Source organism: Undibacterium sp. GW821-FHT07F11 (genome assembly GCF_059418665.1).
This window is the reverse complement of record NZ_JBWKQH010000002.1, coordinates 437628-461067: the sequence shown is the minus strand read 5'-3', so window position 1 is coordinate 461067 and position 23440 is coordinate 437628. Positions and strand designations below refer to the sequence as shown.

General features: G+C 50.1%; 24 protein-coding genes. 20 read left to right on the top strand and 4 right to left on the bottom strand.

The features are described 5' to 3' along the window. Nucleotides 1–3: 3 nt before the first annotated feature. From AC07OI_RS05860 to AC07OI_RS05790, 15 genes are all read left to right on the top strand, one after another. The gene (locus AC07OI_RS05860; RefSeq protein ID WP_110253970.1) at nucleotides 4–480 is read left to right on the top strand and encodes a NuoB/complex I 20 kDa subunit family protein; all 477 of its coding nucleotides are present in this window, start codon (nucleotides 4–6) and stop codon (nucleotides 478–480) included. A gap of 29 nt (nucleotides 481–509) precedes the next feature. Beyond that, nucleotides 510–1106 (top strand): NADH-quinone oxidoreductase subunit C, encoded by a 597-nt coding sequence (locus AC07OI_RS05855; protein WP_492702733.1) that lies wholly within the window; start codon nucleotides 510–512, stop codon nucleotides 1104–1106. After that, complete coding sequence (locus AC07OI_RS05850; RefSeq protein ID WP_162041814.1) at nucleotides 1106–2359, top strand: NADH-quinone oxidoreductase subunit D; 1254 nt, start codon at nucleotides 1106–1108, stop codon at nucleotides 2357–2359. Before AC07OI_RS05855 ends, AC07OI_RS05850 begins: the two co-directional genes overlap by 1 nt. A 37-nt stretch (nucleotides 2360–2396) precedes the next feature. Continuing rightward, complete coding sequence (gene nuoE / locus AC07OI_RS05845) at nucleotides 2397–2882, top strand: NADH-quinone oxidoreductase subunit NuoE (RefSeq protein ID WP_495256556.1); 486 nt, start codon at nucleotides 2397–2399, stop codon at nucleotides 2880–2882. Next, nucleotides 2882–4177, top strand: a complete 1296-nt coding sequence (gene nuoF / locus AC07OI_RS05840; protein WP_492702734.1) for an NADH-quinone oxidoreductase subunit NuoF — start codon at nucleotides 2882–2884, stop codon at nucleotides 4175–4177. Before nuoE ends, nuoF begins: the two co-directional genes overlap by 1 nt. A gap of 32 nt (nucleotides 4178–4209) precedes the next feature. Further along, nucleotides 4210–6516, top strand: a complete 2307-nt coding sequence (gene nuoG, locus AC07OI_RS05835; protein WP_495256555.1) for an NADH-quinone oxidoreductase subunit NuoG — start codon at nucleotides 4210–4212, stop codon at nucleotides 6514–6516. Beyond that, complete coding sequence (gene nuoH, locus AC07OI_RS05830; RefSeq protein WP_495256554.1) at nucleotides 6516–7580, top strand: NADH-quinone oxidoreductase subunit NuoH; 1065 nt, start codon at nucleotides 6516–6518, stop codon at nucleotides 7578–7580. Before nuoG ends, nuoH begins: the two co-directional genes overlap by 1 nt. A 12-nt stretch (nucleotides 7581–7592) precedes the next feature. Then, nucleotides 7593–8081: an NADH-quinone oxidoreductase subunit NuoI gene (gene nuoI / locus AC07OI_RS05825; protein WP_492702737.1), complete on the top strand. Its 489-nt coding sequence runs from the start codon at nucleotides 7593–7595 to the stop codon at nucleotides 8079–8081. 16 nt (nucleotides 8082–8097) lie between these two features. After that, nucleotides 8098–8745, top strand: a complete 648-nt coding sequence (locus tag AC07OI_RS05820) for an NADH-quinone oxidoreductase subunit J (protein ID WP_492703113.1) — start codon at nucleotides 8098–8100, stop codon at nucleotides 8743–8745. Further along, a complete protein-coding gene (nuoK, locus tag AC07OI_RS05815) occupies nucleotides 8746–9060 on the top strand; it encodes an NADH-quinone oxidoreductase subunit NuoK (protein WP_162041807.1) in 315 nt (104 codons plus the stop codon). An 89-nt stretch (nucleotides 9061–9149) separates the two neighbouring features. Then, a complete protein-coding gene (gene nuoL, locus AC07OI_RS05810) occupies nucleotides 9150–11237 on the top strand; it encodes an NADH-quinone oxidoreductase subunit L (RefSeq protein ID WP_495256553.1) in 2088 nt (695 codons plus the stop codon). 29 nt (nucleotides 11238–11266) lie between these two features. Continuing rightward, a complete protein-coding gene (locus AC07OI_RS05805) occupies nucleotides 11267–12757 on the top strand; it encodes an NADH-quinone oxidoreductase subunit M (RefSeq protein WP_492702739.1) in 1491 nt (496 codons plus the stop codon). A gap of 73 nt (nucleotides 12758–12830) precedes the next feature. Then, the gene (gene nuoN, locus AC07OI_RS05800; RefSeq protein ID WP_492702740.1) at nucleotides 12831–14315 is read left to right on the top strand and encodes an NADH-quinone oxidoreductase subunit NuoN; all 1485 of its coding nucleotides are present in this window, start codon (nucleotides 12831–12833) and stop codon (nucleotides 14313–14315) included. A gap of 11 nt (nucleotides 14316–14326) precedes the next feature. Further along, entirely contained in the window at nucleotides 14327–14638 is a 312-nt protein-coding gene (locus AC07OI_RS05795; protein WP_495256552.1) for a DUF2818 family protein, read from the top strand. Continuing rightward, entirely contained in the window at nucleotides 14631–15197 is a 567-nt protein-coding gene (locus tag AC07OI_RS05790) for an NUDIX domain-containing protein (protein WP_495256551.1), read from the top strand. The genes AC07OI_RS05795 and AC07OI_RS05790 overlap by 8 nt, the downstream gene beginning before the upstream one ends. A 212-nt stretch (nucleotides 15198–15409) precedes the next feature. Here the strand turns inward: AC07OI_RS05790 and AC07OI_RS05785 are convergent, their stop codons facing one another. Then, a complete protein-coding gene (locus AC07OI_RS05785) occupies nucleotides 15410–17032 on the bottom strand; it encodes an electron transfer flavoprotein-ubiquinone oxidoreductase (RefSeq protein ID WP_495256763.1) in 1623 nt (540 codons plus the stop codon). Nucleotides 17033–17474: 442 nt separating this feature from the next. Between AC07OI_RS05785 and AC07OI_RS05780 the strand changes: the two genes are divergently transcribed. After that, entirely contained in the window at nucleotides 17475–18251 is a 777-nt protein-coding gene (locus AC07OI_RS05780) for an SDR family oxidoreductase (RefSeq protein WP_492702742.1), read from the top strand. Beyond that, nucleotides 18248–18709, top strand: coding sequence for an acyl-CoA thioesterase (locus AC07OI_RS05775; protein WP_495256550.1), 462 nt, complete (start codon nucleotides 18248–18250; stop codon nucleotides 18707–18709). Before AC07OI_RS05780 ends, AC07OI_RS05775 begins: the two co-directional genes overlap by 4 nt. An 87-nt stretch (nucleotides 18710–18796) precedes the next feature. Here AC07OI_RS05775 and AC07OI_RS05770 read toward each other — a convergent pair whose 3' ends face one another. Continuing rightward, the gene (locus AC07OI_RS05770) at nucleotides 18797–19357 is read right to left on the bottom strand and encodes a LuxR C-terminal-related transcriptional regulator (RefSeq protein ID WP_492702744.1); all 561 of its coding nucleotides are present in this window, start codon (nucleotides 19355–19357) and stop codon (nucleotides 18797–18799) included. Between the two features lie 170 nt (nucleotides 19358–19527). On the opposite strand from AC07OI_RS05770, the gene AC07OI_RS05765 reads away from it, so the two are divergent. After that, nucleotides 19528–20229, top strand: coding sequence for a CoA transferase subunit A (locus tag AC07OI_RS05765; protein ID WP_495256549.1), 702 nt, complete (start codon nucleotides 19528–19530; stop codon nucleotides 20227–20229). 18 nt (nucleotides 20230–20247) lie between these two features. After that, on the top strand, nucleotides 20248–20889 hold the full coding sequence (locus AC07OI_RS05760; RefSeq protein WP_110253950.1) for a CoA transferase subunit B: 642 nt from the start codon (nucleotides 20248–20250) through the stop codon (nucleotides 20887–20889). 83 nt (nucleotides 20890–20972) lie between these two features. Here AC07OI_RS05760 and AC07OI_RS05755 read toward each other — a convergent pair whose 3' ends face one another. Then, complete coding sequence (locus AC07OI_RS05755; protein ID WP_495256548.1) at nucleotides 20973–21497, bottom strand: DUF3617 domain-containing protein; 525 nt, start codon at nucleotides 21495–21497, stop codon at nucleotides 20973–20975. A 101-nt stretch (nucleotides 21498–21598) separates the two neighbouring features. Beyond that, nucleotides 21599–22393: a 3-hydroxybutyrate dehydrogenase gene (locus AC07OI_RS05750; RefSeq protein WP_495256547.1), complete on the bottom strand. Its 795-nt coding sequence runs from the start codon at nucleotides 22391–22393 to the stop codon at nucleotides 21599–21601. 178 nt (nucleotides 22394–22571) lie between these two features. On the opposite strand from AC07OI_RS05750, the gene AC07OI_RS05745 reads away from it, so the two are divergent. Beyond that, on the top strand, nucleotides 22572–23435 hold the full coding sequence (locus tag AC07OI_RS05745) for an alpha/beta fold hydrolase (RefSeq protein ID WP_495256546.1): 864 nt from the start codon (nucleotides 22572–22574) through the stop codon (nucleotides 23433–23435). Nucleotides 23436–23440: the final 5 nt, after the last annotated feature.

The following is a 23440-nucleotide window of genomic DNA, read 5'->3' as shown; positions in this document are numbered from 1 at the left end:
ATTATGTCAATTGAAGGTGTATTGAACGAAGGCTTTGTTACGACAACAGCCGATAAGCTGATCAACTGGACGCGTACCGGTTCCATGTGGCCGATGACCTTTGGTCTGGCCTGCTGTGCGGTAGAAATGATGCACGCTGGTGCTTCCCGCTATGATCTGGATCGCTTTGGTGTGGTATTTCGTCCTTCTCCGCGTCAGTCTGATGTCATGATCGTTGCCGGTACGCTGTGCAACAAGATGGCTCCTGCCTTGCGTAAGGTATATGACCAGATGGCAGAGCCGCGCTGGGTTATTTCCATGGGTTCTTGCGCCAATGGTGGTGGTTACTACCATTATTCGTATTCAGTAGTACGTGGTTGCGACCGTATTGTGCCAGTTGATATTTATGTGCCAGGTTGTCCGCCAACTGCTGAAGCACTGATGTACGGCATCATACAGTTGCAAAACAAGATCAAACGTACCAATACCATTGCTCGTTAATCGCGCGATCGCTGGGGCAATATTAAATTATGACTACCAAACTGGAAAACCTTGAGGCAGCAGTAAAAAATGTCTTGGGTGAACGCATTCTTGACTTAAGGAATGCGCTGGGTGAAATCACCATCGTGGTTTCTGCAACTGCTTACCTGGATGTGATGCGCACTTTGCGTGACCATGCAGAAACCAGTTTTGAGGAATTGATCGACCTTTGTGGCGTTGATTATTCTGCCTATGGCGATGGCTTGTGGGAGGGTGCGCGTTTTGCCGCTGTTTCACATTTGCTGTCGATTAAGCATAACTGGCGTTTGCGTGTGCGCGTGTTTGCACCGGATGATGAAATGCCGGTCGTGCCATCGCTGATCGATATCTGGAATGCCGCCAACTGGTATGAGCGTGAAGCTTTCGATCTGCTCGGTATTCTGTTTGATGGTCACAATGACTTGCGTCGTATTTTGACTGACTATGGTTTTATCGGTCATCCATTCCGTAAAGACTTTCCAGTTTCCGGCTATGTTGAAATGCGTTACGACGCAGATCAAAAGCGCGTTGTTTACCAGCCTGTCACGATAGAGCCACGCGAAAATGTGCCGCGTGTGATTCGTGAAGAAAATTACGGGATGAAATAATGGCTGAGATTAAGAATTACACCCTGAACTTTGGTCCTCAGCATCCTGCTGCGCACGGTGTGTTGCGCCTGGTGCTGGAGCTTGATGGTGAAGTGATACAACGTGCCGATCCGCACATTGGCCTCTTGCATCGCGCGACTGAAAAGCTGGCTGAGCAAAAAACTTTCCTGCAATCTGTGCCTTACATGGATAGACTGGACTATGTATCAATGATGGCCAATGAGCATGCCTATGTCATGGCCATTGAAAAGATGCTGGGTCTGGAAGTGCCTTTGCGTGCGCAATACATCCGCGTCATGTTTGATGAAATCACGCGTCTGTTGAACCACTTGCTGTGGATAGGCGCGCATGCATTGGACGTGGGTGCGATGGCGGTGTTCCTGTATGCATTCCGTGAACGTGAAGATCTGATGGATTGCTATGAAGCAGTCTCAGGCGCACGCTTGCATGCTGCTTACTATCGCCCAGGCGGTGTGTATCGTGACTTGCCGGATCAAATGCCGCAATTCACGACATCGGCCTTGAAAAATGAAAAAGCGATGAAGCTGCTGAATGAAAACCGTCAGGGTTCTCTGCTGGATTTCATTGAAGACTTCACTAACCGTTTCCCGAAATATGTCGACGAATACGAAACACTGTTGACCGACAACCGTATCTGGAAGCAGCGTTTGGTTGGTATTGGTGTAGTGTCTCCTGAGCGCGCCATGGCCATGGGTTTTACTGGTCCTATGTTGCGTGGTTCCGGCATAGAGTGGGATTTGCGCAAAAAGCAGCCGTATGAAGTCTATGACTTGCTGGACTTTGATATTCCAGTTGGCGTCAATGGCGACAGTTATGACCGTTACCTGGTGCGTGTCGAAGAAATGCGCCAGTCCAACCGCATCATCAAACAGTGCGTTGAGTGGCTGCGAAATAACCAGGGCCCGGTGATTACTGATAACCACAAGGTTGCGCCGCCACATCGCGTGAACATGAAGTCGAATATGGAGGAACTCATCCATCACTTCAAACTGTTCACCGAAGGTTTCCATGTTCCTGCTGGTGAAGCTTATGCCGCAGTTGAGCATCCTAAAGGCGAGTTTGGTATTTACTTGATGTCCGATGGCGCTAACAAGCCTTATCGTCTGAAAATTCGTGCGCCAGGTTTCGCGCATTTGCAGGGTTTGGATGAAATGGCAAAAGGTCACATGATTGCTGATGCGGTAACGATCATCGGTACTCAGGATATTGTGTTTGGTGAGATTGACAGATAAAGCGGCGTCCTGAGGGCGTCGAATCGAGGCATTAGCTATGGTGTTATCAGAGCAGGCATTTAAAAAAATTGATCGTGAACTTGCAAAGTTCCCGGCTGACCAGCGCCAGTCCGCTGTGATGGCCGCATTGGCTATTGCCCAGGATGAAACTGGCTGGGTATCTCCGGAAGTCATGCAGACTCTGGCTGACTACATCGGCATGCCGGCAGTAGCAGTGCAGGAAGTTGCGACTTTCTACAATATGTACAACACCAAGCCGGTGGGCAAGTTCAAGATTTCGGTCTGTACCAATCTGCCTTGCGCCTTGTCTGGTGGCGAACGCGCTGCACATCACCTGAAACAAAGACTCGGTATCGATTACAGGGAAACCACGGCAGATGGCCAGTTCACCCTGGTTGAAGGCGAATGCATGGGTGCCTGCGGTGATGCGCCTGTGATGCTGGTTAATAACAAACGCATGTGCAGTTTCATGTCGAATGAGAAAATTGACGGTCTGGTCAGTGAATTGAAAGAGGTTAAATAATGACGAGTCTGCATAATCGCCATATTAAGCCTTTAATATTGGCTGGCCTGGATGGTAAAAACTGGCATTTGCAAGATTACGTAGCTCGCGGTGGCTATGAATCTTTGAAACGCATCCTCAATGAAAAAATCCCTCCTGAGCAAGTGATTGCTGAGTTGAAGGCTTCTTCATTGCGTGGTCGCGGTGGTGCGGGCTTTCCTACCGGTTTGAAGTGGAGTTTCATGCCACGTCAGTTCCCTGGTCAAAAATATCTGGTCTGTAATACAGATGAGGGCGAGCCTGGTACATTCAAGGACCGTGACATCATCCGTTATAACCCACATGCGTTGATTGAAGGCATGGCCATAGGTGCTTACGCCATGGGCATTACGGTAGGTTACAACTACATCCACGGCGAAATTTTTGCCGACTACGACCGTTTCGAAGAAGCGCTGGAAGAAGCACGTGCAGCCAATATGCTGGGCGACAAGATTGCTGGTTCAGACTTCAACTTCCAGTTGCATGCTTTCCACGGCTATGGCGCGTATATCTGCGGTGAAGAAACAGCCTTGCTGGAATCGCTCGAAGGCAAGAAAGGTCAGCCACGCTTCAAGCCGCCTTTCCCTGCCAGCTTTGGTCTGTACGGCAAGCCAACCACGATCAATAACACAGAGACATTTGCTGCTGTGCCTTTCGTATTTGCCATGGGCGGTGAAAAATATGCTGCGCTGGGCAAGCCAAATAATGGTGGCACCAAGATTTTCTCCATGTCTGGTGACGTAGCAAAACCAGGCAATTATGAAGTGCCGCTGGGCACACCATTTGCCACCTTGCTGGAACTGGCTGGTGGCATGCGTGACGGAAAAAAAATCAAGGCAGTTATTCCTGGCGGTTCCTCCATGCCGGTATTGACTGGTGAAGTCATGATGGCGACCGACATGGACTATGACTCCATCGCCAAGGCTGGCTCCATGCTGGGTTCTGGTGCTGTCATCGTCATGGATGAAACACGCTGCATGGTCAAGTCACTATTGCGCCTGTCTTATTTCTATTTTGAAGAGTCATGCGGTCAGTGCACACCTTGCCGTGAAGGTACTGGCTGGTTGTATCGCATGGTGCACAGGATAGAGCATGGTCATGGCCGTCCGGATGATCTGGATATGCTGAACTCCATCGCTGACAATATCCAGGGCAAAACGATTTGCGCTCTGGGCGATGCAGCGGCGATGCCGGTACGCGCAATGATCAAGAATTTCCGCGAAGAATTTGAATATCACATCGAGCATAAGCATTGCTTGGTGCCCACTTACATGTAAGCCAGCTTCGGTTAGCACACTTAGAGTAGACCATGGTTGAAATCGAAATAGACGGCAAAAAAGTCGAAGTCCAAGAGGGCAGTATGGTGATGGACGCTGCCAATAAGCTTGGCACCTACATCCCGCACTTTTGTTATCACAAAAAATTATCTATTGCGGCCAACTGCCGCATGTGTCTGGTCGAGGTTGAAAAAGCACCGAAGCCTTTGCCTGCCTGCGCGACACCTGTCACGCCAGGCATGATCGTTCGCTCTTCCAGCGACAAGGCAGTAAAAGCACAAAAAGCAGTGATGGAATTCCTGCTCATCAACCATCCGCTGGATTGCCCTATCTGCGATCAGGGTGGTGAATGCCAACTGCAGGATCTGGCTGTTGGTTATGGCGGCACTGCATCCCGTTACGACGAAGAAAAACGCGTGGTATTCCACAAGGACGTAGGTCCTCTGGTTTCCATGGAAGAAATGAGCCGTTGCATACACTGCACACGCTGCGTACGTTTCGGCCAGGAAATCGCTGGCGTCATGGAACTGGGCATGCTCAACCGTGGCGAGCATTCTGAAATCACTTCCTTTGTTGGCAAAACGGTTGACTCGGAATTGTCCGGCAACATGATCGATCTGTGTCCAGTCGGTGCACTGACATCCAAGCCTTTCCGTTACTCCGCCCGCACCTGGGAATTGTCCCGTCGTAAATCGGTCAGCGGTCATGATGGCCTGGGTTCCAACCTGATTGTTCAGGTCAAGAACAACAAGGTCATGCGCGTAGTGCCTCTGGAAAACGAAGAAATCAATGAATGCTGGATTTCTGACAAAGACCGTTTCTCTTACGAAGCACTGAACAGCACGGAACGCCTGACCAAGCCCATGATCAAGCAGGGCGGCGAATGGCAGGAAACTGACTGGCAAACAGCACTCGAATATGTTGCGCATGGTTTGCGTAACGTCAAGCATGAGCATGGTGCTGATGCTATCGCCGCTGTTGCTGCACCAAGTTCTACTCTGGAAGAACTGACACTGTTGCAACGCGTTGTGCGTGGCCTGGGTTCTGATAACGTTGATTTCCGTCTGCGCCAGTCTGACTTCGCACTGAATTCTTCTGTCAAACCTTGGCTGGGTACCAGCATCGCCAAATTTGGTCAGTTGAAAAACGTTTTTGTGATCGGTTCTTTCCTGCGTAAAGACCATCCTTTGCTGGCAGCCCGTCTGCGTCAATCAGTAAAAATGGGGGCCAAGCTCAGCATCCTGCATGCAACGAATGATGAATTGCTCATCAAGCTGGCAAACAATGCAATCGTAGCTCCATCACTGTGGACAGCGTTTCTGGCTGAAGTTGCAGTTGCTATTGCAGCCAAAAAAGAAATCGCCAAACCAGCAGGTTTCGAAGCAGTACAAGCGTCTGCCAAAGCAGAAGCGATTGCGGCCAGCCTGCTGGCTGGCAATGCCGGCGTATTCCTCGGTAACACAGCGTCTTACCATCCAGAAGCATCGCAATTACATGCACTGGCCCAATGGATAGCAGAAAACGCAGGTACAGAATTTGGTTACCTGACTGAAGCAGCAAACACAGTTGGTGGCTACCTGGCAAACGCAATCCCTGCCAATAATGCCAAGCCAGCATTCACTGAAGCCAAAAAAGCTTACATCGTCTTGCACGCCGAGCCTTTGCTTGACAGCGCACATCCTGTACAAGCCAAAGCTGCATTGGACAATGCTGAAATGGTCGTCGTCATGTCACCATTCAAGCACGGTGCTGAATATGCTGATGTCTTGCTGCCAGTTTCTCCTTATACAGAAACATCCGGTACTTTCGTGAACTGCGAAGGCCGTGCGCAAAGTTTCCACGGTGTGGTCAAACCGCTGGGCGATACCCGCCCTGCATGGAAAGTCTTGCGCGTACTTGGTAATTTGCTGGGCCTGGAAAACTTTGATTTTGAAACAGCAGAAGCAGTGCGCGCAACAGTATTGACGCAAACTGACCTGACTACACAATTGAACAACTCGTCCAAGCTGGCTCCATCAGTTCCTGTCAGCGCAACTGCTGGCATGGAACGTATTGCTGACGTTGGTATCTACAGCACAGACGCTATCGTACGCCGTGCAGAATCCCTGCAACTGACAGCCGATGCCCGTGCACCACAAGCATGGATCAGCCAGGCTGATGCTGGCAAGCTGGGTATCGCTGAAGGCGATATGGTGAGACTGAGCAAAACAGGATCTACCCTGATCCCTGTTGGAATCGATAAGTCCCTGCCTGATAATGTAGTCAGGATTGCTGCTGGCCATACGCTGACAGCCAATCTGGACGGTATGTTCGGCGCGATCAAACTGGAGCGTGCATAATGAATTTGCTGCTCTCTATCCATGAACTGGGTCAGCACTACCTTGGTGCTTTGTGGCTGCCTTTGTGGACACTGATCAAGATTGTCTGCATTACTTTGCCAGTGATGGGTTGCGTCGCCTACCTGACCTTGTGGGAACGCAAGATGATAGGCTGGATGCATATCCGTCTTGGCCCTAATCGTGTAGGTCCTGCAGGCTTGTTGCAGCCTATTGCTGATGCGCTGAAGCTGTTGCTGAAAGAAATCGTCATCCCGGCCAAGGCCAATAAAGTCTTGTTCGTATTGGCACCTATCATGACCATCATGCCAGCACTGGCAGCCTGGTCGGTAGTTCCATTTGGTCCTGAAACTGTATTGGCAAACGTCAATGCAGGTTTGCTGCTGATCATGGCAATCACTTCAATGGAAGTTTACGGCATCATCATCGCCGGTTGGGCATCCAACTCCAAGTATGCTTTCCTTGGTGCCATGCGTGCTTCTGCACAGATGGTGTCGTATGAAATCGCCATGGGCTTCGTACTGGTTATCGTGCTGATGGTGTCCGGCAGCCTGAACATGACCGACATCGTTAACGCCCAGACCAAAGGTTTTGCGGCCAGTCATGGTTTCAACCTGTTCTCGTGGAACTGGTTGCCGTTGTTGCCTATGTTCGTGGTGTATGTAATTTCCGGTATCGCTGAAACCAACCGTCATCCGTTTGACGTGGTCGAAGGTGAATCCGAGATCGTTGCCGGTCATATGGTGGAATACTCTGGTATGTCTTTCGCCATGTTCTTCCTGGCTGAATACGCCAATATGATTTTGATCTCTGCCATGGCATCCCTGATGTTCCTCGGCGGCTGGTCTGCACCGTTCAGCTTCCTGGATTTCATCCCTGGCTGGATCTGGCTCGGTATCAAGACTTTTGTTGTGGTTTCCATGTTCATCTGGACACGCGCATCTTTCCCACGCTATCGCTATGATCAGATCATGCGCCTGGGTTGGAAAGTATTTATCCCGCTGACTCTGGTGTATCTGGTGATCGTCGCAGCATGGATGCAAACTCCATGGAATATTTGGAAGTAAGAGGCTAAAAAAATGGAAGCAATCAAGGATTTTTTTGGCAGCCTGATGCTGCGCGAACTGATCAAGGGCCTGGCCCTGACAGGCCGCTATATGTTTGCCCGCAAGATCACGGTGCAATTTCCTGAGGAAAAAACACCGCAGTCTCCACGTTTCCGTGGTCTGCATGCCTTGCGTCGCTACCCGAATGGGGAAGAGCGTTGCATCGCTTGTAAATTGTGTGAAGCAGTGTGCCCGGCAATGGCAATCACGATCGAATCTGAGCAGCGTGCTGATGGTACTCGCCGTACTACTCGTTATGACATTGATCTGACCAAGTGTATTTTCTGCGGTTTTTGCGAAGAGTCCTGCCCGGTCGATTCCATCGTGGAAACCCATGTACTGGAATATCACGGTGAAAAACGCGGCGATCTGTATTTCACCAAAGAGATGTTGTTGGCTGTAGGTGATCGTTACGAGCCACAAATTGCAGCAGCGCGTGCCGCTGATGCCACATACCGCTAACTGGACCTGGTTCGATATGGAATTTACTACCGTTTTATTTTATGTTTTCTCAGCGATTATGATAGTCGCTGCGATTCAGGTGATTTCTGCACGTAACCCTGTGCATGCCGCCTTGTTCCTGGTACTGACATTCTTCAATGCTGCAGGTATCTGGTTGTTGCTGAAGGCCGAGTTCCTGGCCATCGTACTGGTGCTGGTGTATGTCGGTGCGGTCATGGTGCTGTTCCTGTTCGTCGTGATGATGCTGGACATCAACCTCGACAAACTGAGGGAAGGTTTCTGGAGCCACTTTCCATTGGCTGCGGCAGTCGGTGTCATCATCGTGCTGGAAATGTCGGCAGTGTTGCTGCGCGGCTTCCTGCGTCCGGACAATCACGTACCGGCAGCTGCTGACAAGATAGGTAATACCAAATACCTGGGTATAGAGATTTTCACACATTATCAGTTTGCTTTTGAAGTCGCTGCAGCCATTCTGCTGCTGGCTATCATTGCCGCGGTTGCCCTGACTTTGCGTCGTCGTAAAGACAGCAAATACTTTGATCCGGCTGCGGCGGTTAAAGTGAAAGCCAAGGACCGTATCCGTATCGTCAGCATGAAGGCTGAATCCGAACGCGCTGAGAATAATGCCACTGCTGCGGCAGCTACTGTGAATCCGGAGGCTTAAATGGCTTTGACTTTGAGTTTGACTCACTATCTGATTTTGGGTGCAATCCTGTTTGCGATTTCCATCGTCGGTATTTTTCTCAACCGTAAAAACATCATCGTCTTGCTGATGGCAATTGAATTGATGTTGCTGGCGGTGAACATCAATTTCATCGCATTCTCCCATTATCTGGGTGATGCAGCAGGGCAGGTATTCGTCTTCTTCATACTTACCGTTGCTGCTGCTGAGTCAGCGATAGGTCTGGCGATTCTGGTGGTCTTGTTCCGTAATCTGGACACCATCAATGTCGAAGACCTGGATGCATTAAAAGGTTAATCAGGTTAATGGTGCGGAATGTCGTGAATCGCGGCATTCCGGTATACGCTGGCGATTTAGAAAAGTAATAAAGCTAACAAAGGGTCATCATGGCGGGGCAACTTAACCCACAATTATTATTGGCAGTACCACTGGCGCCGCTGGTCGGGTCTGCTATTGCAGGTTTGCTAGGAACGAAGTTTTTCGGCAATGTGGTTGGCCGCAAGGTATCGCATACAGTCACCATACTTGGTGTGCTGATTGCACTGATCATCTCTTGCATGACCTTGTCTGCCGTGATGGATGGCGCAATTTATAACGAGACCCTGTATCAATGGATGAAGGTCGGTAACATGAAACTGGAAGTCGGTTTCATGGTAGACAGCCTGACAGCCATGATGATGTGCGTTGTGACCTTTGTGTCGCTGATGGTGCATATCTACACAATTGGCTATATGGCAGAAGACGAAGGCTATAACCGCTTCTTCTCGTATATCTCCCTGTTCACCTTCGCCATGCTGATGCTGGTGATGAGCAACAATTTCCTGCAATTGTTCTTTGGCTGGGAAGCTGTGGGTCTGGTTTCTTATTTGCTGATCGGTTTCTGGTACACCAAACCAACGGCGATCTACGCCAATATGAAAGCCTTTCTGGTTAACCGTGTCGGTGACTTTGGTTTCATCCTGGGTATAGGCTTGCTGGTCGCTAATACCGGTTCCATGAACTACGTTGAAGTATTCGCCAAGAAAAATGAACTGGCAGCCATGTTGTTGCCTCATACAGACTGGATGCTGATTACTGTTGCCTGTATCTGCCTGTTTATTGGCGCGATGGGTAAGTCTGCACAATTCCCTCTGCATGTCTGGTTGCCAGACTCGATGGAAGGCCCAACCCCGATTTCTGCACTGATCCACGCGGCGACCATGGTTACCGCAGGTATCTTCATGGTGTCACGCATGTCGCCATTGTTTGAATTGTCTGACACTGCCTTGTCCTTCATCCTGGTGATAGGTGCGATTACTGCGCTGTTCATGGGTTTCATGGGTATCATCCAGAACGATATCAAACGCGTGGTGGCTTACTCCACATTGTCACAACTGGGTTATATGACAGTGGCACTGGGTGCTTCTGCTTACTCGGTTGCGGTATTCCATCTGATGACACATGCTTTCTTTAAAGCGCTGTTGTTCCTGGGTGCCGGTTCCGTGATTATCGGTATGCACCATGATCAGGATATCCGCAACATGGGGGGCTTGAGAAAGTACATGCCGATTACGTGGCTGACATCTCTGGCTGGTTCGCTGGCATTGATAGGTACACCATTCCTGTCCGGTTTCTATTCCAAGGACAGTATTATCGAGGCAGTGCAGGCCAGTCATTTGCCTGGCGCCGGTTTTGCCCAGTTTGCTGTACTGGCTGGTGTATTTGTGACGGCATTCTATTCTTTCCGCATGTATTTCCTGGTCTTCCACGGCAAGGAAAATTTCGGCAAGGCGCATGCACATGATCATCACGATGATCATAAAGTTGCACATAAGGATGCACACAAAGACGACCATCATGCTGCTGACGATCATCATGATGATCACCACCATGGTCTGGCTCCGGGTCAGAAACCGCATGAGTCTCCTATGGTTGTCTGGCTGCCTCTGGTCTTGCTGGCTATTCCTTCGCTGTTTATTGGTGCGATCGCAATTGAACCGATGTTGTTTGGCGGCTTCTTCAAAAACGTCATTTTCGTTAATGAAGCACATCATGCGATGGAAGAGCTCAAGCACGAATTCCATGGCGCTGGTGCGATGGGTCTGCATTCCTTCATGACGCCACCATTCTGGCTTGCGCTGGCAGGTGTGGTAACTGCTTATGTGTTCTACATGGTCAAACCTGGAATTCCGGCAGCGATCAAGAAGGCAGTCAACCCACTGTACACCTTGCTTGAAAACAAATACTACATGGACCGTTTTAACGAAATCGTGTTTGCCGGTGGCGCACGTGTACTCGGTGGCGGCCTGTGGAATATTGGTGACAAAGGCCTCATCGATGGCCTGGTAGTTAACGGCAGCGCGAAACTGGTTGGCTGGGTCTCCAAATTGATACGTCATTTGCAGAGTGGTTATATCTATCACTATGCATTTGTGATGATACTCGGCGTGATGGGATTCCTGGCTTATACAGTGCTGTTTCCCTTTGCTAAATAAGTGACCACGGCTATAAAAAGATAATTACTATGCAGTCTACTTCTACTCTACTTAGCCTTTCGATCTGGTTACCGATAGCCTTCGGTATCTTCATACTGGCCTTTGGTCGCGATAATAATCCGGCCCTGGTGCGCGGTGTTGCACTGATCGGTTCTATCTGCAGCTTTATCGTCACGCTGCCCTTGATCAAGCTTTTTGACAATGCTGCGCATGGCATGCAGTTTGTTGAAAAATATACCTGGATAGAACGCTTCAATGTGTTTTATGCACTGGGTATAGACGGCATTTCATTGTGGCTGGTGCCTCTGACAGCTTTCATCACCGTGATCGTCGTGATCGCAGCATGGGAAGTCATAGAAAAACAGGTTGCCCAATACATGGGTGCCTTCCTGATTTTGTCAGGCTTGATGATAGGCGTGTTCTGTGCAACTGACGGTATGTTGTTCTATGTCTTCTTCGAAGCCACGCTTATCCCTATGTACATCATTGTTGGTGTCTGGGGTGGTCCGAACCGTGTGTATGCAGCGTTCAAGTTCTTCCTGTACACCCTGATGGGTTCTTTGCTGACGCTGATTGCCATCATCTACCTGTACCTGAAAGCCGGTCACTCATTTGATATCCTGGTATGGCATAAACTGCCTTTGCCATTGACTACCCAGATCATGATCTTCTGCGCCTTCCTGATGGCGTTTGCAGTCAAGGTGCCAATGTGGCCAGTACATACCTGGTTGCCTGACGCTCACGTAGAAGCACCTACTGGTGGTTCCGTGGTACTGGCTGCCATCATGCTGAAACTGGGTGCTTATGGTTTCCTGCGTTTCTCTTTGCCTATCGCACCTGACGCCAGCCATTACATGGCAGGTTTCATGATCACATTGTCTTTGATCGCCGTTATTTACATCGGCTTGGTGGCATTGGTACAAAAAGATATGAAAAAGCTGGTCGCGTATTCTTCGATTGCGCATATGGGCTTTGTGACTCTGGGCTTCTTCATGTTCAACGACATGTCAGTGCAGGGCGCTATCGTACAAATGATTTCTCACGGCTTTATCTCTGGCGCGATGTTCCTGTGTATCGGTGTCTTGTATGACCGCGTACATTCCCGTGAAATTGCTGACTACGGTGGTGTGGTTCATACCATGCCTAAATTTGCTGCCTTGTTCGTGTTGTTCTCCATGGCTAACTGCGGCTTGCCAGCAACTTCCGGTTTCGTTGGTGAGTTCATGGTGATCCTGGGTGCAGTACAGTTTAATTTCTGGATAGGCATGCTGGCAGCAACAGCTCTGATTTTTGGTGCAGCCTACTCTCTGTGGATGGTCAAGCGCGTTGTGTTTGGCAATATCACGAATGAACATGTGGCTCATCTGAGTGACCTGAATAAACGTGAATTCTTCATGCTGGGTGTGTTGGCAATAGCGGTACTGGTAATGGGTTTGTATCCGGCTCCATTTACAGATGCAATGCAGGTCTCGGTAACTGATCTGTTGCAACACGTGGCAGTTCCCAAGCTGACACCCTGACCGGGAATTTGGATAAGCAAGCCACGGCAACCTGCATCAGGCAGTCGTGGCAGCAGATCAATGCTAGTAAAAAATGAATAATATGAACCTGATACCACTTTATCCTGAAATCTTTTTGCTGCTGGCGATTTGCGCCATCTTGCTGATTGATATGTTTTTGCCTGACAGCAAACGCAATGTGACATATGCGCTGAGCATACTGGCTTTGACGATCTGTGGTGTCCTGACTGTGCTATTCGCTGATCCGGTGAAGTCGGAGTATGTCAGTAACAACATGTTTGTTTCTGATCCCATGGCAGTGCTGCTGAAACTGTTTTCTTATATCGCAGTAGGTGTCACCCTGATTTATTCACGTCAATACGTCAGCGACCGCGCCATGACCAATACCCACCTTGGTGGCGAGTACTATGTGTTGGCGCTATTTGCCTTGCTGGGCCAGATGGTGATGATTTCAGGTAATAACTTCCTGGTGATTTACCTGGGCCTGGAATTGATGTCCCTATCACTGTACGCCCTGGTTGCCCTGCGTCGTGACCATACTGTTTCTACCGAAGCGGCGATGAAGTATTTCATCCTGGGTGCGCTGGCTTCTGGTTTCATGTTGTATGGTATTTCCATGTTGTACGGTGCTACAGGTTCCTTGCAACTGAGTGAAGTTGTGAAGGTGACTGCTACTGCAACAGCGAATAAAACTATCCTGGTATTCGGTATTGTTTTCCTGGTTGCCGGCCTGGCATTTAAACTGGGTGTGGTACCTTTCCATATGTGGGTGCCTGACGTCTATCAGGGCGCACCAACTGCAGTGACCCTGCTACTGGGTGGCGCACCTAAACTGGCAGCATTTGCAATCACTTTCCGTTTGTTGGTCGAAGGCTTGTTCCCGTTGGCAGTTGACTGGCAACAAATGCTGGTAGTGCTGGCAGTCTTGTCAATGGCGATTGGTAACCTGACCGCGATTGCGCAAACGAATCTGAAGCGTATGCTGGCTTATTCCACCATTTCGCAAATGGGTTTCATGCTGCTGGGCCTGTTGTCCGGTGTTGCAAATGGTAATTCTGATCTGGCAGTGGATGCCTACAGTTCTTCCATGTTCTACAGCATTACCTATGTTTTGACGACGCTGGGTACTTTCGGTGTCATCATGTTGCTGGCACGTTCAGGCTTTGAGGCAGAAAATCTGGAAGATCTGAAAGGCTTGAACAAGCGCAATCCATGGTTTGCCCTGGTCATGTTGCTGCTGATGTTCTCGTTGGCCGGTATCCCGCCTATGATGGGCTTCTATGCCAAGCTGTCGGTCTTGCAGGCGGTCTTGTCTACCGGTAAATTGTGGCTGGCTCTGGTTGCCGTCGCATTCTCGCTGATTGGTACTTTCTATTACCTGCGCATCGTCAAACTCATGTACTTTGATGATCCACTGGATCATAGTCCTATCGTTGCCAGCACTGACATGCGCATGGTCTTGAGCGTGAATGGCCTGATCGTCGTGGTCCTGGGTATCTTGCCAGGTTCTCTGATGACAGCCTGCGTGAATGCCATTTCCAATACACTTAAATACTGATACGGCCAGCAGTGGGTAATTCTGCATCTACCTGGCTGATCATCCTGTTGGCAGTGCTCGCTGCCAACCTGCCTTTCTTGAATGAGCGCTGCTTTGCTATTATTGGCTTGCAGCGTCTTTCAAATCCCAAGCCTCTCTGGTTCCGTTTGCTGGAACTCATCATCCTGTATTTTTGTGTCGGTGGCATTGCTTTTGTCCTTGAGTCGGCCGCAGGTAACCGCTTCCCGCAGGGATGGGAGTTTTATGCGATCAATGCCTGCCTTTTCCTGGTATTGGCTTTTCCCGGTTTTGTGTATCGCTATCTGAAGCGCAATCATGGTTGAGAAAATCACCAGCAAACTCGATCTGCAAGAAACCAAGATCAGCAGCAAGCTGGTGTACGAGGGCAGTTTCCTCAAAGTCGACAAAGACGTCGTGTCCTTGCCTGATGGGCAGACTGCTACCCGCGAATACATACGTCACCCCGGCGCCGTCGTTATCATCCCCTTGTTTGATGATGGCCGCATCTTGCTGGAAAAACAGTTCCGCTATCCCTTGCATCAAGTCTTCATCGAATTCCCGGCTGGCAAAATAGATGCAGGTGAAGACCCCTTGCTGTGCGCCCAGCGCGAGTTGCGCGAAGAAACTGGCTACACCGCCAGCGACTGGTCTTTTGTCTGCACCATACACAATGCCATTGCGTATTCAGACGAGCATCTTGACATCTACCTGGCAAAGGGTTTGACGGCAGGGCAGGCCGCCCTCGATGAAGAAGAATTTCTCGAAGTATTTACCGCCACCCTGCCAGAAATGCTGGACTGGATCAAATCCGGCCATATCACCGACGTGAAAACTGTCATAGGCACATTCTGGCTGGAAAAAATCCTGGCTGGTAAGTGGTGATTGCGGGCAGGAGCCTTAAAAAGTCAAAAATGAAAAAGCCGCTAATCAGCGGCTTTTTCGTTTGTTTCTATTGTCCAATTTCTGTCGCAGGAGGCGCTGAATAAGCGTAGCGAGCGGCCTTAATTTTAGTTAAGAAGCGCAGTCGTACAAGCGTACGACGAGCATCGCAGGCTAAAAGTAAGGTCGCGCAGTAGCTTAATCAGCACCTCATGCTACATGTTTGGATAATTGGGTCCTCCCCCACCTTCAGGCGTTACCCAGACGATGTTCTGCGTTGGATCCTTGATATCGCAAGTCTTGCAATGCACGCAGTTTTGCGCATTGATTTGCAGGCGGTCTGCGCCTTCTTCCGTTTTTACAAATTCATACACACCAGCCGGGCAATAACGCGCTTCAGGGCCAGCAAATTTGGCCAGGTTGACTGCGACTGGCACATCAGCATTTTTCAAGGTCAGATGAATCGGCTGGTCTTCCGCATGATTGGTATTCGAGATGAATACTGATGACAGGCGGTCAAAAGTCAGCTTGCCATCCGGCTTTGGATAAATGATAGGCTTGCATTCCGAAGCAGGGCGCAGGCATTCATGGTCAGCCTTGCTGTGATGCAGGGTCCATGGTGCCTTGCCACGCAAGACCACCTGGTCCAGCCATACCAGGGGTGACCCATAAGTGCCGCGTTTGAGCAGGGGTTTGACATTGCGGGCGGTGTACAACTCTTCATGCAGCCAGGATTGCTCAAACGCTGTTGAATAAGCGCTCAGCTCATCATGCTGGCGGTTGGCAGATACCGCTTCAAAGGCCGCCGCTGCAGCCAGCATGCCGGTCTTGATTGCTGCATGGCTACCCTTGATGCGGCTCATGTTGAGGAAACCGGCATCGCAACCTATCAATGCACCGCCAGGGAACACCAGTTTGGGCAGGGATTGCAAGCCACCGGCAGTAATCGCACGCGCGCCATAAGAAATACGTTTGCCACCTTCAAAGAAAGTGCGGATAGAAGGGTGGGTCTTGAAGCGCTGAAATTCTTCGTAAGGCGACAGGTAAGGATTTTCATAAGCGAGGCCAACCACGTAGCCAACTGCCACCAGATTGTCTTCCAGGTGGTACAGGAAAGAGCCGCTGTACTGGTCCATCAATGGCCAGCCGGTAGTGTGTACCACCAGGCCGGGTTTGTGTTGCTTCGGATCGATTTCCCACAATTCCTTGATGCCTATACCATAGGATTGCGGGTCTTTGCCCTTGTTCAAATCGTATTTGGCGATGACTTGCTTGCCCAGGTGGCCACGTGCACCTTCGGCAAACAGGGTGTATTTTGCATGTAATTCCATGCCGAGCTGGAAAGAAGAAGTCGGCTGGCCGTGACGGTCTACGCCCATATTGCCAGTGGCAACACCTTTGACGGAGCCATCTTCGTTGTACAAGACCTCTGCTGCAGCAAAGCCAGGGAATACTTCTACGCCCAGGGCTTCAGCCTGCTGACCCAGCCAGCGTGTGACATTGGCAAGGGAGACGATGTAGTTGCCATGATTCTCAAAACAGGCAGGCAACATCCAGTTGGGTGTGCGGTATGCGCTTTTCTCTGTCAATACCAGGACACGGTCTTCAGTAACTTCAGTATTCAATGGTGCGCCCATTTCCTTCCAGTTAGGAAAGAGTTCGGTCAGGGCTTTGGGGTCCATGACTGCGCCAGACAGAATGTGGGCACCAGGTTCGCCACCTTTTTCGAGTACGCAGACTGATACTTCCGTGCCTTTTTCTGCGGCCAGTTGCTTCAGCTTGATGGCTGCCGACAAGCCAGCGGGTCCACCACCAACGACGACGACGTCATATTCCATTGCGTCGCGGGGACCGTACTGTTCAAGTATGCTTTGTGTCATGGCTATTTTCACTTTCTGAAGATTTTCGAACGAGCGTGCTTATTTGCTGTCAGCATGTTATCTGCTGTGGATATATTGCGCAAGCGAGGACATGCTCGAATTTTTTGGACTTACGCAAAATTGTCCCAGCTGTGTTGCTGCACCTAGTCGTACTAAAGTACTGCCTTCGTTGCTATGCCTTGTTGGGACAATTTTGCGCAAGTCCTGACCAGTGATGCGCAAAATACACAGAATTATCGCAGAGCCAACTTTGGTATGCATCAAGATCATGCCAAATAGCAGGAAAATTTCTGTAAAAATCTGCAAGTAATTCAAAACCATACAACACAAGCATAATCAGTATGTCATCATAGAGTCTTATAGAATAGTGAATTTATTCCAAATATTTGCGGAGAATCAGATGGGCATAGAAGTCAATTTCGAAGGCAAGATTGCACTGGTAACCGGTGCTTCCAGTGGTCTTGGCGCGCGATTTGCCAAAATCCTGGCACAGGCAGGTGCGCAAGTCGTGCTGGCGTCGCGTCGTATAGACAGGCTCAAAGAATTGCGTGCTGAAATCGAATCTGAAGGTGGTGCCGCCCATGTGGTTGCTCTGGATGTGACGGATTACGGTAGTATCAAATCAGCGATTGCCCATGCCGAGACAGAGGCTGGTCCTATCGATATCCTGATCAATAATTCTGGTGTGTCAACCACGCAACGCCTGGTTGATGTGACGCCGGACGATTATGCCTATGTCATGGATACCAACCAGCGCGGTGCCTTCTTCGTAGCACAGGAGGCTGCCAAACGCATGATTGCCCGCCATAAGGGCGACCCCAAAAAGCAACACCGCATCATCAATATCGCTTCAGTTGCCGGTTTGCGCGTGTTGCCACAGATAGGTATTTACTGCATGAGCAAGGCAGCGGTCGTACACATGACCAAGGCCATGGCGGTGGAGTGGGGCAAGTATGGCATCAACGTGAATGCGATTTGCCCGGGTTATATTTCCACTGAAATCAATTCAGATTATTTTGCGACCGAGGCTGGCCAGAAACTGGTCGATGTCTTGCCAAGAAAACGTGTAGGAACACCGGAAGATCTGGACGGTTTGCTGCTTTTGCTGGCGGCGGAAGAATCACGCTTCCTCAATGGTGCCATCGTGACTGCAGATGACGGTATGAGCGTGCAATGATAGAGAATAAGGTTACGGAAAAGAAGCTGGTCTATACCGTCACCATTCCTATCCGGTGGGGCGATATGGATGCCATGGGCCATGTCAACAATACCGTATATTTTCGCTATATGGAGCAGGCGCGTATTGAGTGGCTGAGCATGATGGGTTGTCTGCCGGATGAGGCGGGCAATGGCCCGGTCATCGTCAATGCCTATTGCACCTTCAAAAAGCCTTTGAAGTATCCTGGTCAGGTGGAGGTGTGTACCTATATCGGTGCAGCGGGGCGAAGCAGTTTTGAAACCATGCAGGAGATGCGTTCCGTCGGTGACGGTTATGCCCTGTATGCAGAAGGCGGTGCCAAAGTCGTCTGGGTGTCGGCTGAGACGGGCAAATCTGAAGCCTTACCCGAAGCGATCAAGCAAAAGTTGAGTGAAATCAAAGTCGCAAAACGTAAAAGTAGAGCCGTGAAGATTTGAATTTGCGCTTGAATTTGCTTTTGAGTTTAAGCTTGCGTTAGTGAGACAAGCCAGATGCGACCTCAGGCATTTTGATGAATTGGCCGCTTAGCGCATGATGCCCAGCAGTTTGTGCACCAGTTCACTGGATGTCGCAGAATTGAACTTGCGCATGAGCTTTGCCCTGTGCATTTCCACGGTCCGTGGGCTGAGGTTAATCTGGCGCGCAATCAGCTTGCTGGTTTTGCCTTCTACCAGCAGTGCCGCGATTTCGCGTTCACGGGGTGTCAGTTCGGCAGTTACAGAGCGTTTGGCACTCAGGTCTTCAAAAGTCCAGATACCGGCGGCGTGCGGGTTGTCCTTGTTCAGGCCACGGCCAGATACGTGACACCAGAACAGTTCCTGGTTTGCCCGCTTCATGATGCGTTCATCAGAATAATAGCCCTTGGCATTCATGATGGGCGTGATGCGTGCACCGGTACGTTCAAACTCGTCAGGACTGGGGTAAAGTACCAGAAAAGACTGACCCAGCAATTCATCTTTTTGATAGCCAAACATGTTAGCCAGATCATCATTGCAGGCATGAATAATACGGTTTTGCGACACGCACATACCAACAGGTGCATGTTGAAATATGGATTCAAAATCGATAGGCTGTACGACATTCATTTCTGCGGTCCACTGACAGGTTTGTAGGAAAGGCGTATTTTTACGGTATTGCGCAGTATAACGCAGCATCATATCCTGTAAGACTAATGATTTGCATGGCTGTTCACTGTATGTTGCAAGCAGCCATTTGACAAAAGAAATATCGATTTACAACCTGGAGAGGGGACATTATGGACAAAGTTTATCCTGACGCAGCCAGTGCGCTGGCGGGCATTATCAAAGATGGTCAGACCATCGCTGTAGGCGGTTTTGGTCTGTGTGGCATTCCTGAGGCGCTGATTGCTGCCTTGCGCGATTCTGGCGTCAAAGAGTTGACCGCCATTTCAAATAATGCCGGTGTTGACGGTTTTGGTCTGGGGCAGTTGTTGACGACCCGCCAGATCAAGAAAATGATTTCATCCTATGTTGGTGAAAACAAGGAGTTCGAGCGCCAATACCTGGCTGGCGAACTGGAACTGGAATTCACACCACAGGGTACACTTGCTGAAAAATTGCGTGCTGGCGGCGCTGGTATCCCGGCCTTTTTCACCAAGACTGGTGTAGGCACCATCGTTGCCGATGGCAAGGAAATTCGCGAATTCGATGGCCAAAAATATGTGATGGAACGTTCACTGGTATCTGATGTGTCCCTGGTCAAAGCCTGGAAGGCTGACAAGGCCGGTAATCTGGTCTATCGCAAAACTGCACGCAACTTCAACCCCAATGTGGCGATGGCCGGTAAATTTACCGTGGCAGAAGTCGAGGTCTTGGTGGAAATCGGTGAACTGGACCCGGATGAAGTCCACACACCAGGCATTTTCGTGCAGCGCATCGTCGTCAATGCCAATCCAGAAAAACGTATAGAACAGCGTACCGTACGCCCATCGAATTAAGATAGCAGGAGACAAGACATGGCATGGAATCGTGATGAAATGGCTGCACGTGCAGCACAAGAGTTGCAAGACGGCTTTTACGTTAACCTGGGCATAGGCTTGCCGACCCTGGTCGCCAATCATGTGCCACAAGGCATGGAAGTCTGGCTGCAGTCAGAAAACGGTTTGCTGGGCATAGGCCCTTTCCCGACTGAAGAAGAAGTTGACCCAGACATGATCAACGCTGGCAAGCAAACGGTAACGACCTTGCCCGGTTCATCGATATTCAGCTCAGCAGACTCTTTCGCCATGATACGTGGCGGCAAGATCAATCTGGCTATCCTGGGGGCGATGCAGGTCAGTGAGCATGGCGACCTGGCTAACTGGATGATCCCCGGCAAGATGGTCAAGGGTATGGGCGGTGCGATGGATCTGGTGGCAGGGGTAGGCCGCGTCGTGGTGCTGATGGAGCATGTGGCCAAGGGCGATGCGCATAAAATCCTTAAGGCTTGCAACCTGCCATTAACAGGTGTAGGCGTGGTCAATCGCATTATTACTGATCTCGGCGTCATTGACGTTACGCCAGCAGGTTTGAAGCTAGTCGAATTGGCGACTGGTGTCAGCAAGGAAGAAATCATCGCCAAGACCGAGGCAACACTGGATGTCAGTGCTGTAGCCTGATATCTGGGTGTGGCTTAAAAACAAAGGCCGGTGCACATGCGCCGGCCTTTGTTGCTATTGAAGACAGTAAAATTCTATAGGATTTATTTCTTCTGTGGCATGGGGAAGGGTTTGGTATCACCACAGTCATTGCCCAGCCATTTACCTGTGGTTTCCATATGGTGGTTAATTGGCTTGCCACGTGAGCTACCGTTGAAGTCATAGACGGAATTCAGGCTTTCTGAGGTCATACTACCTTTGACGGTACCTGTGCCTTTCATATCCGGACCCTCGCAGACCATCTCAGCCGTATAAGTGTTGCCAGACCGGTTGAAGCTCTTATTTTGGCAGTGTTGCTCGCGACCACTGGCCGGTGGTTTATCCTGGTCAACCATTTCTTTGGTGAAGCAAACTTTGTGCACCATAGCGCCATTTTGCATATCAGGCATTTTGATACCCATCTGCTTCATTTTTTCCAGTTGCTCTGGCGGGATCTTGGGCATGGCCTTCATGGAATCTGACTTGGTCGTCATTTCCCACAGGCCAGGCTTCATCTTGTCAGCCGCAGCGCAAGTAGCGGCACTCAATAAAGTTACAGAAACCAGAACGATGCGCATGGTAGTTTGCATGGGTGCTCCCTATTCAAATGACTAATGAAACTATACATCTGAATTCAGGAACGCTACTAGCGAAACCAGATACTTTGTCGCATCCCTATCCTGTTTATATTTTATTGCGCTACCCAGCCACCATCCATATTCCACGCTACACCGCGAATTTGATCGGCCGCCGGGCTGCAAAAGAATACGGCAAGTGCGCCGAGTTGTTCCGGCGTCACAAATTCACCTGAGGGCTGTTTTTCCGCCAGCAAGCGTTTTTTTGCGGTTTCATTATCAACACCATCTTTTTCTGCGCGCGCATCGACCTGTTTTTGTACCAGCGGTGTTAATACCCAGCCAGGGCAGATAGCGTTGCAGGTAATGCCTGTTTGCGCGGTTTCCAGTGCCGTGGTCTTGGTAAAGCCGACCAGACCATGCTTGGCTGCCACGTAGGCAGATTTTTGTGCGGATGCAACCAGGCCGTGGACGGATGCCAGGTTAATGATGCGGCCCCAGTTTTTTTGCTTCATTTGCGGCAAGGCCAGGCGGGTAGTGTGGAAGCTGGAAGTCAGATTGATGGCAATGATGGCATCCCATTTTTCAACCGGGAAGTCTTCAATGTTAGCGACATGCTGTATGCCTGCGTTATTGACCAGGATGTCTACGCCGCCAAAAGTACTGCTGGCGAAGCTCATCATGGCTTCGATTTCAACTGCCTTGCTCATGTCAGCGTTGTGATAAGCAGTCTTCACGCCAAATTCGCTTTCCACGGCAGTTTGCAAGACCTGTATTTCTTGCCGGTCACCAAAGCCATTGAAGACGATATTTGCACCTTCAGCAGCCAGGGAGCGGGCGATGCCCAACCCTATGCCGGAAGTGGAACCTGTAACCAGTGCGGTTTTGCTTTTGAGTGAAGATGCTGACATGCTGTCTCCTGTAGTGGGTTTTGTTATGGGAATGAAAAAATAGCTACTGATATCCTTCAAGGCACGCATTTTTGTCAAAAAAACATGCCTATCAACAGTTAACAATGATTTTAAGCGCAACGAACGGTAAAATGTCAGTCATATACGCTAGTAAAAATACTGTTCACGAGGATAATCCATGCAGGCCAGACGCAAATCAGTGCAATGTATCTCGCCTACCGGCTTGCACGCCATGTCATACAAAGAGTGGGGTGACCCGCTTAATCCCAAGGTCTTGATCTGCGTCCACGGTGTGACGCGGGTGGCTGAGGACTTTGATTCTCTGGCTGTGGCTTTGTGCCAGGAATACCGCGTGGTGTGCCCTGATGTCGTCGGGCGTGGCTATTCAGGCCGTTTGCGTAATCCCATGCACTATCAGATACCGCAATATGTCAGTGATATGGTCAGCCTGCTTGCCAGGCTGGACGCTGAAACCGTGCACTGGTTTGGCACCTCCATGGGTGGTTTGATAGGCATGAGTCTTGCGAGCTTGCCTGACAATCCCATCAAAAAGTTGATCCTGAATGATGTGGGTCCCGTGCTTAATCCGGATGCACTGGCGAGGATAGGTGATTACATAGGCCAGGATGTGCGTTTTGCCAGCTTTGATGAGGCGCAAGCCTATATCAAGGCCATTTCGATCTCCTTTGGTCCGCACAGCCCAGCGCAGTGGGAAAAACTGGCGCGGGATGTTTTGCGTCAAAATGAACAAGGGCAATGGGTGCGACACTATGACCTTGGCCTGGCGCAGCCTATCAAGGCCAGCACGCCAGAATTGGCGGCAATTGCCCAGACCATGTTGTGGGCAGCGTATGATGCGATACAGTGTCCGACCTTGCTGGTACGTGGGGCAGAATCAGATTTGCTGACCGCTGAATCAGCGCAAGCGATGACGCAGCGTGGTCCGCGTGCACGGCTGGTGGAGTTTGCCGGTGTGGGGCATGCGCCAACTTTTGTTCAGCCTGAGCAGATCGCTGTGGCTGTTGATTTTTTATTGAACTAAAATTA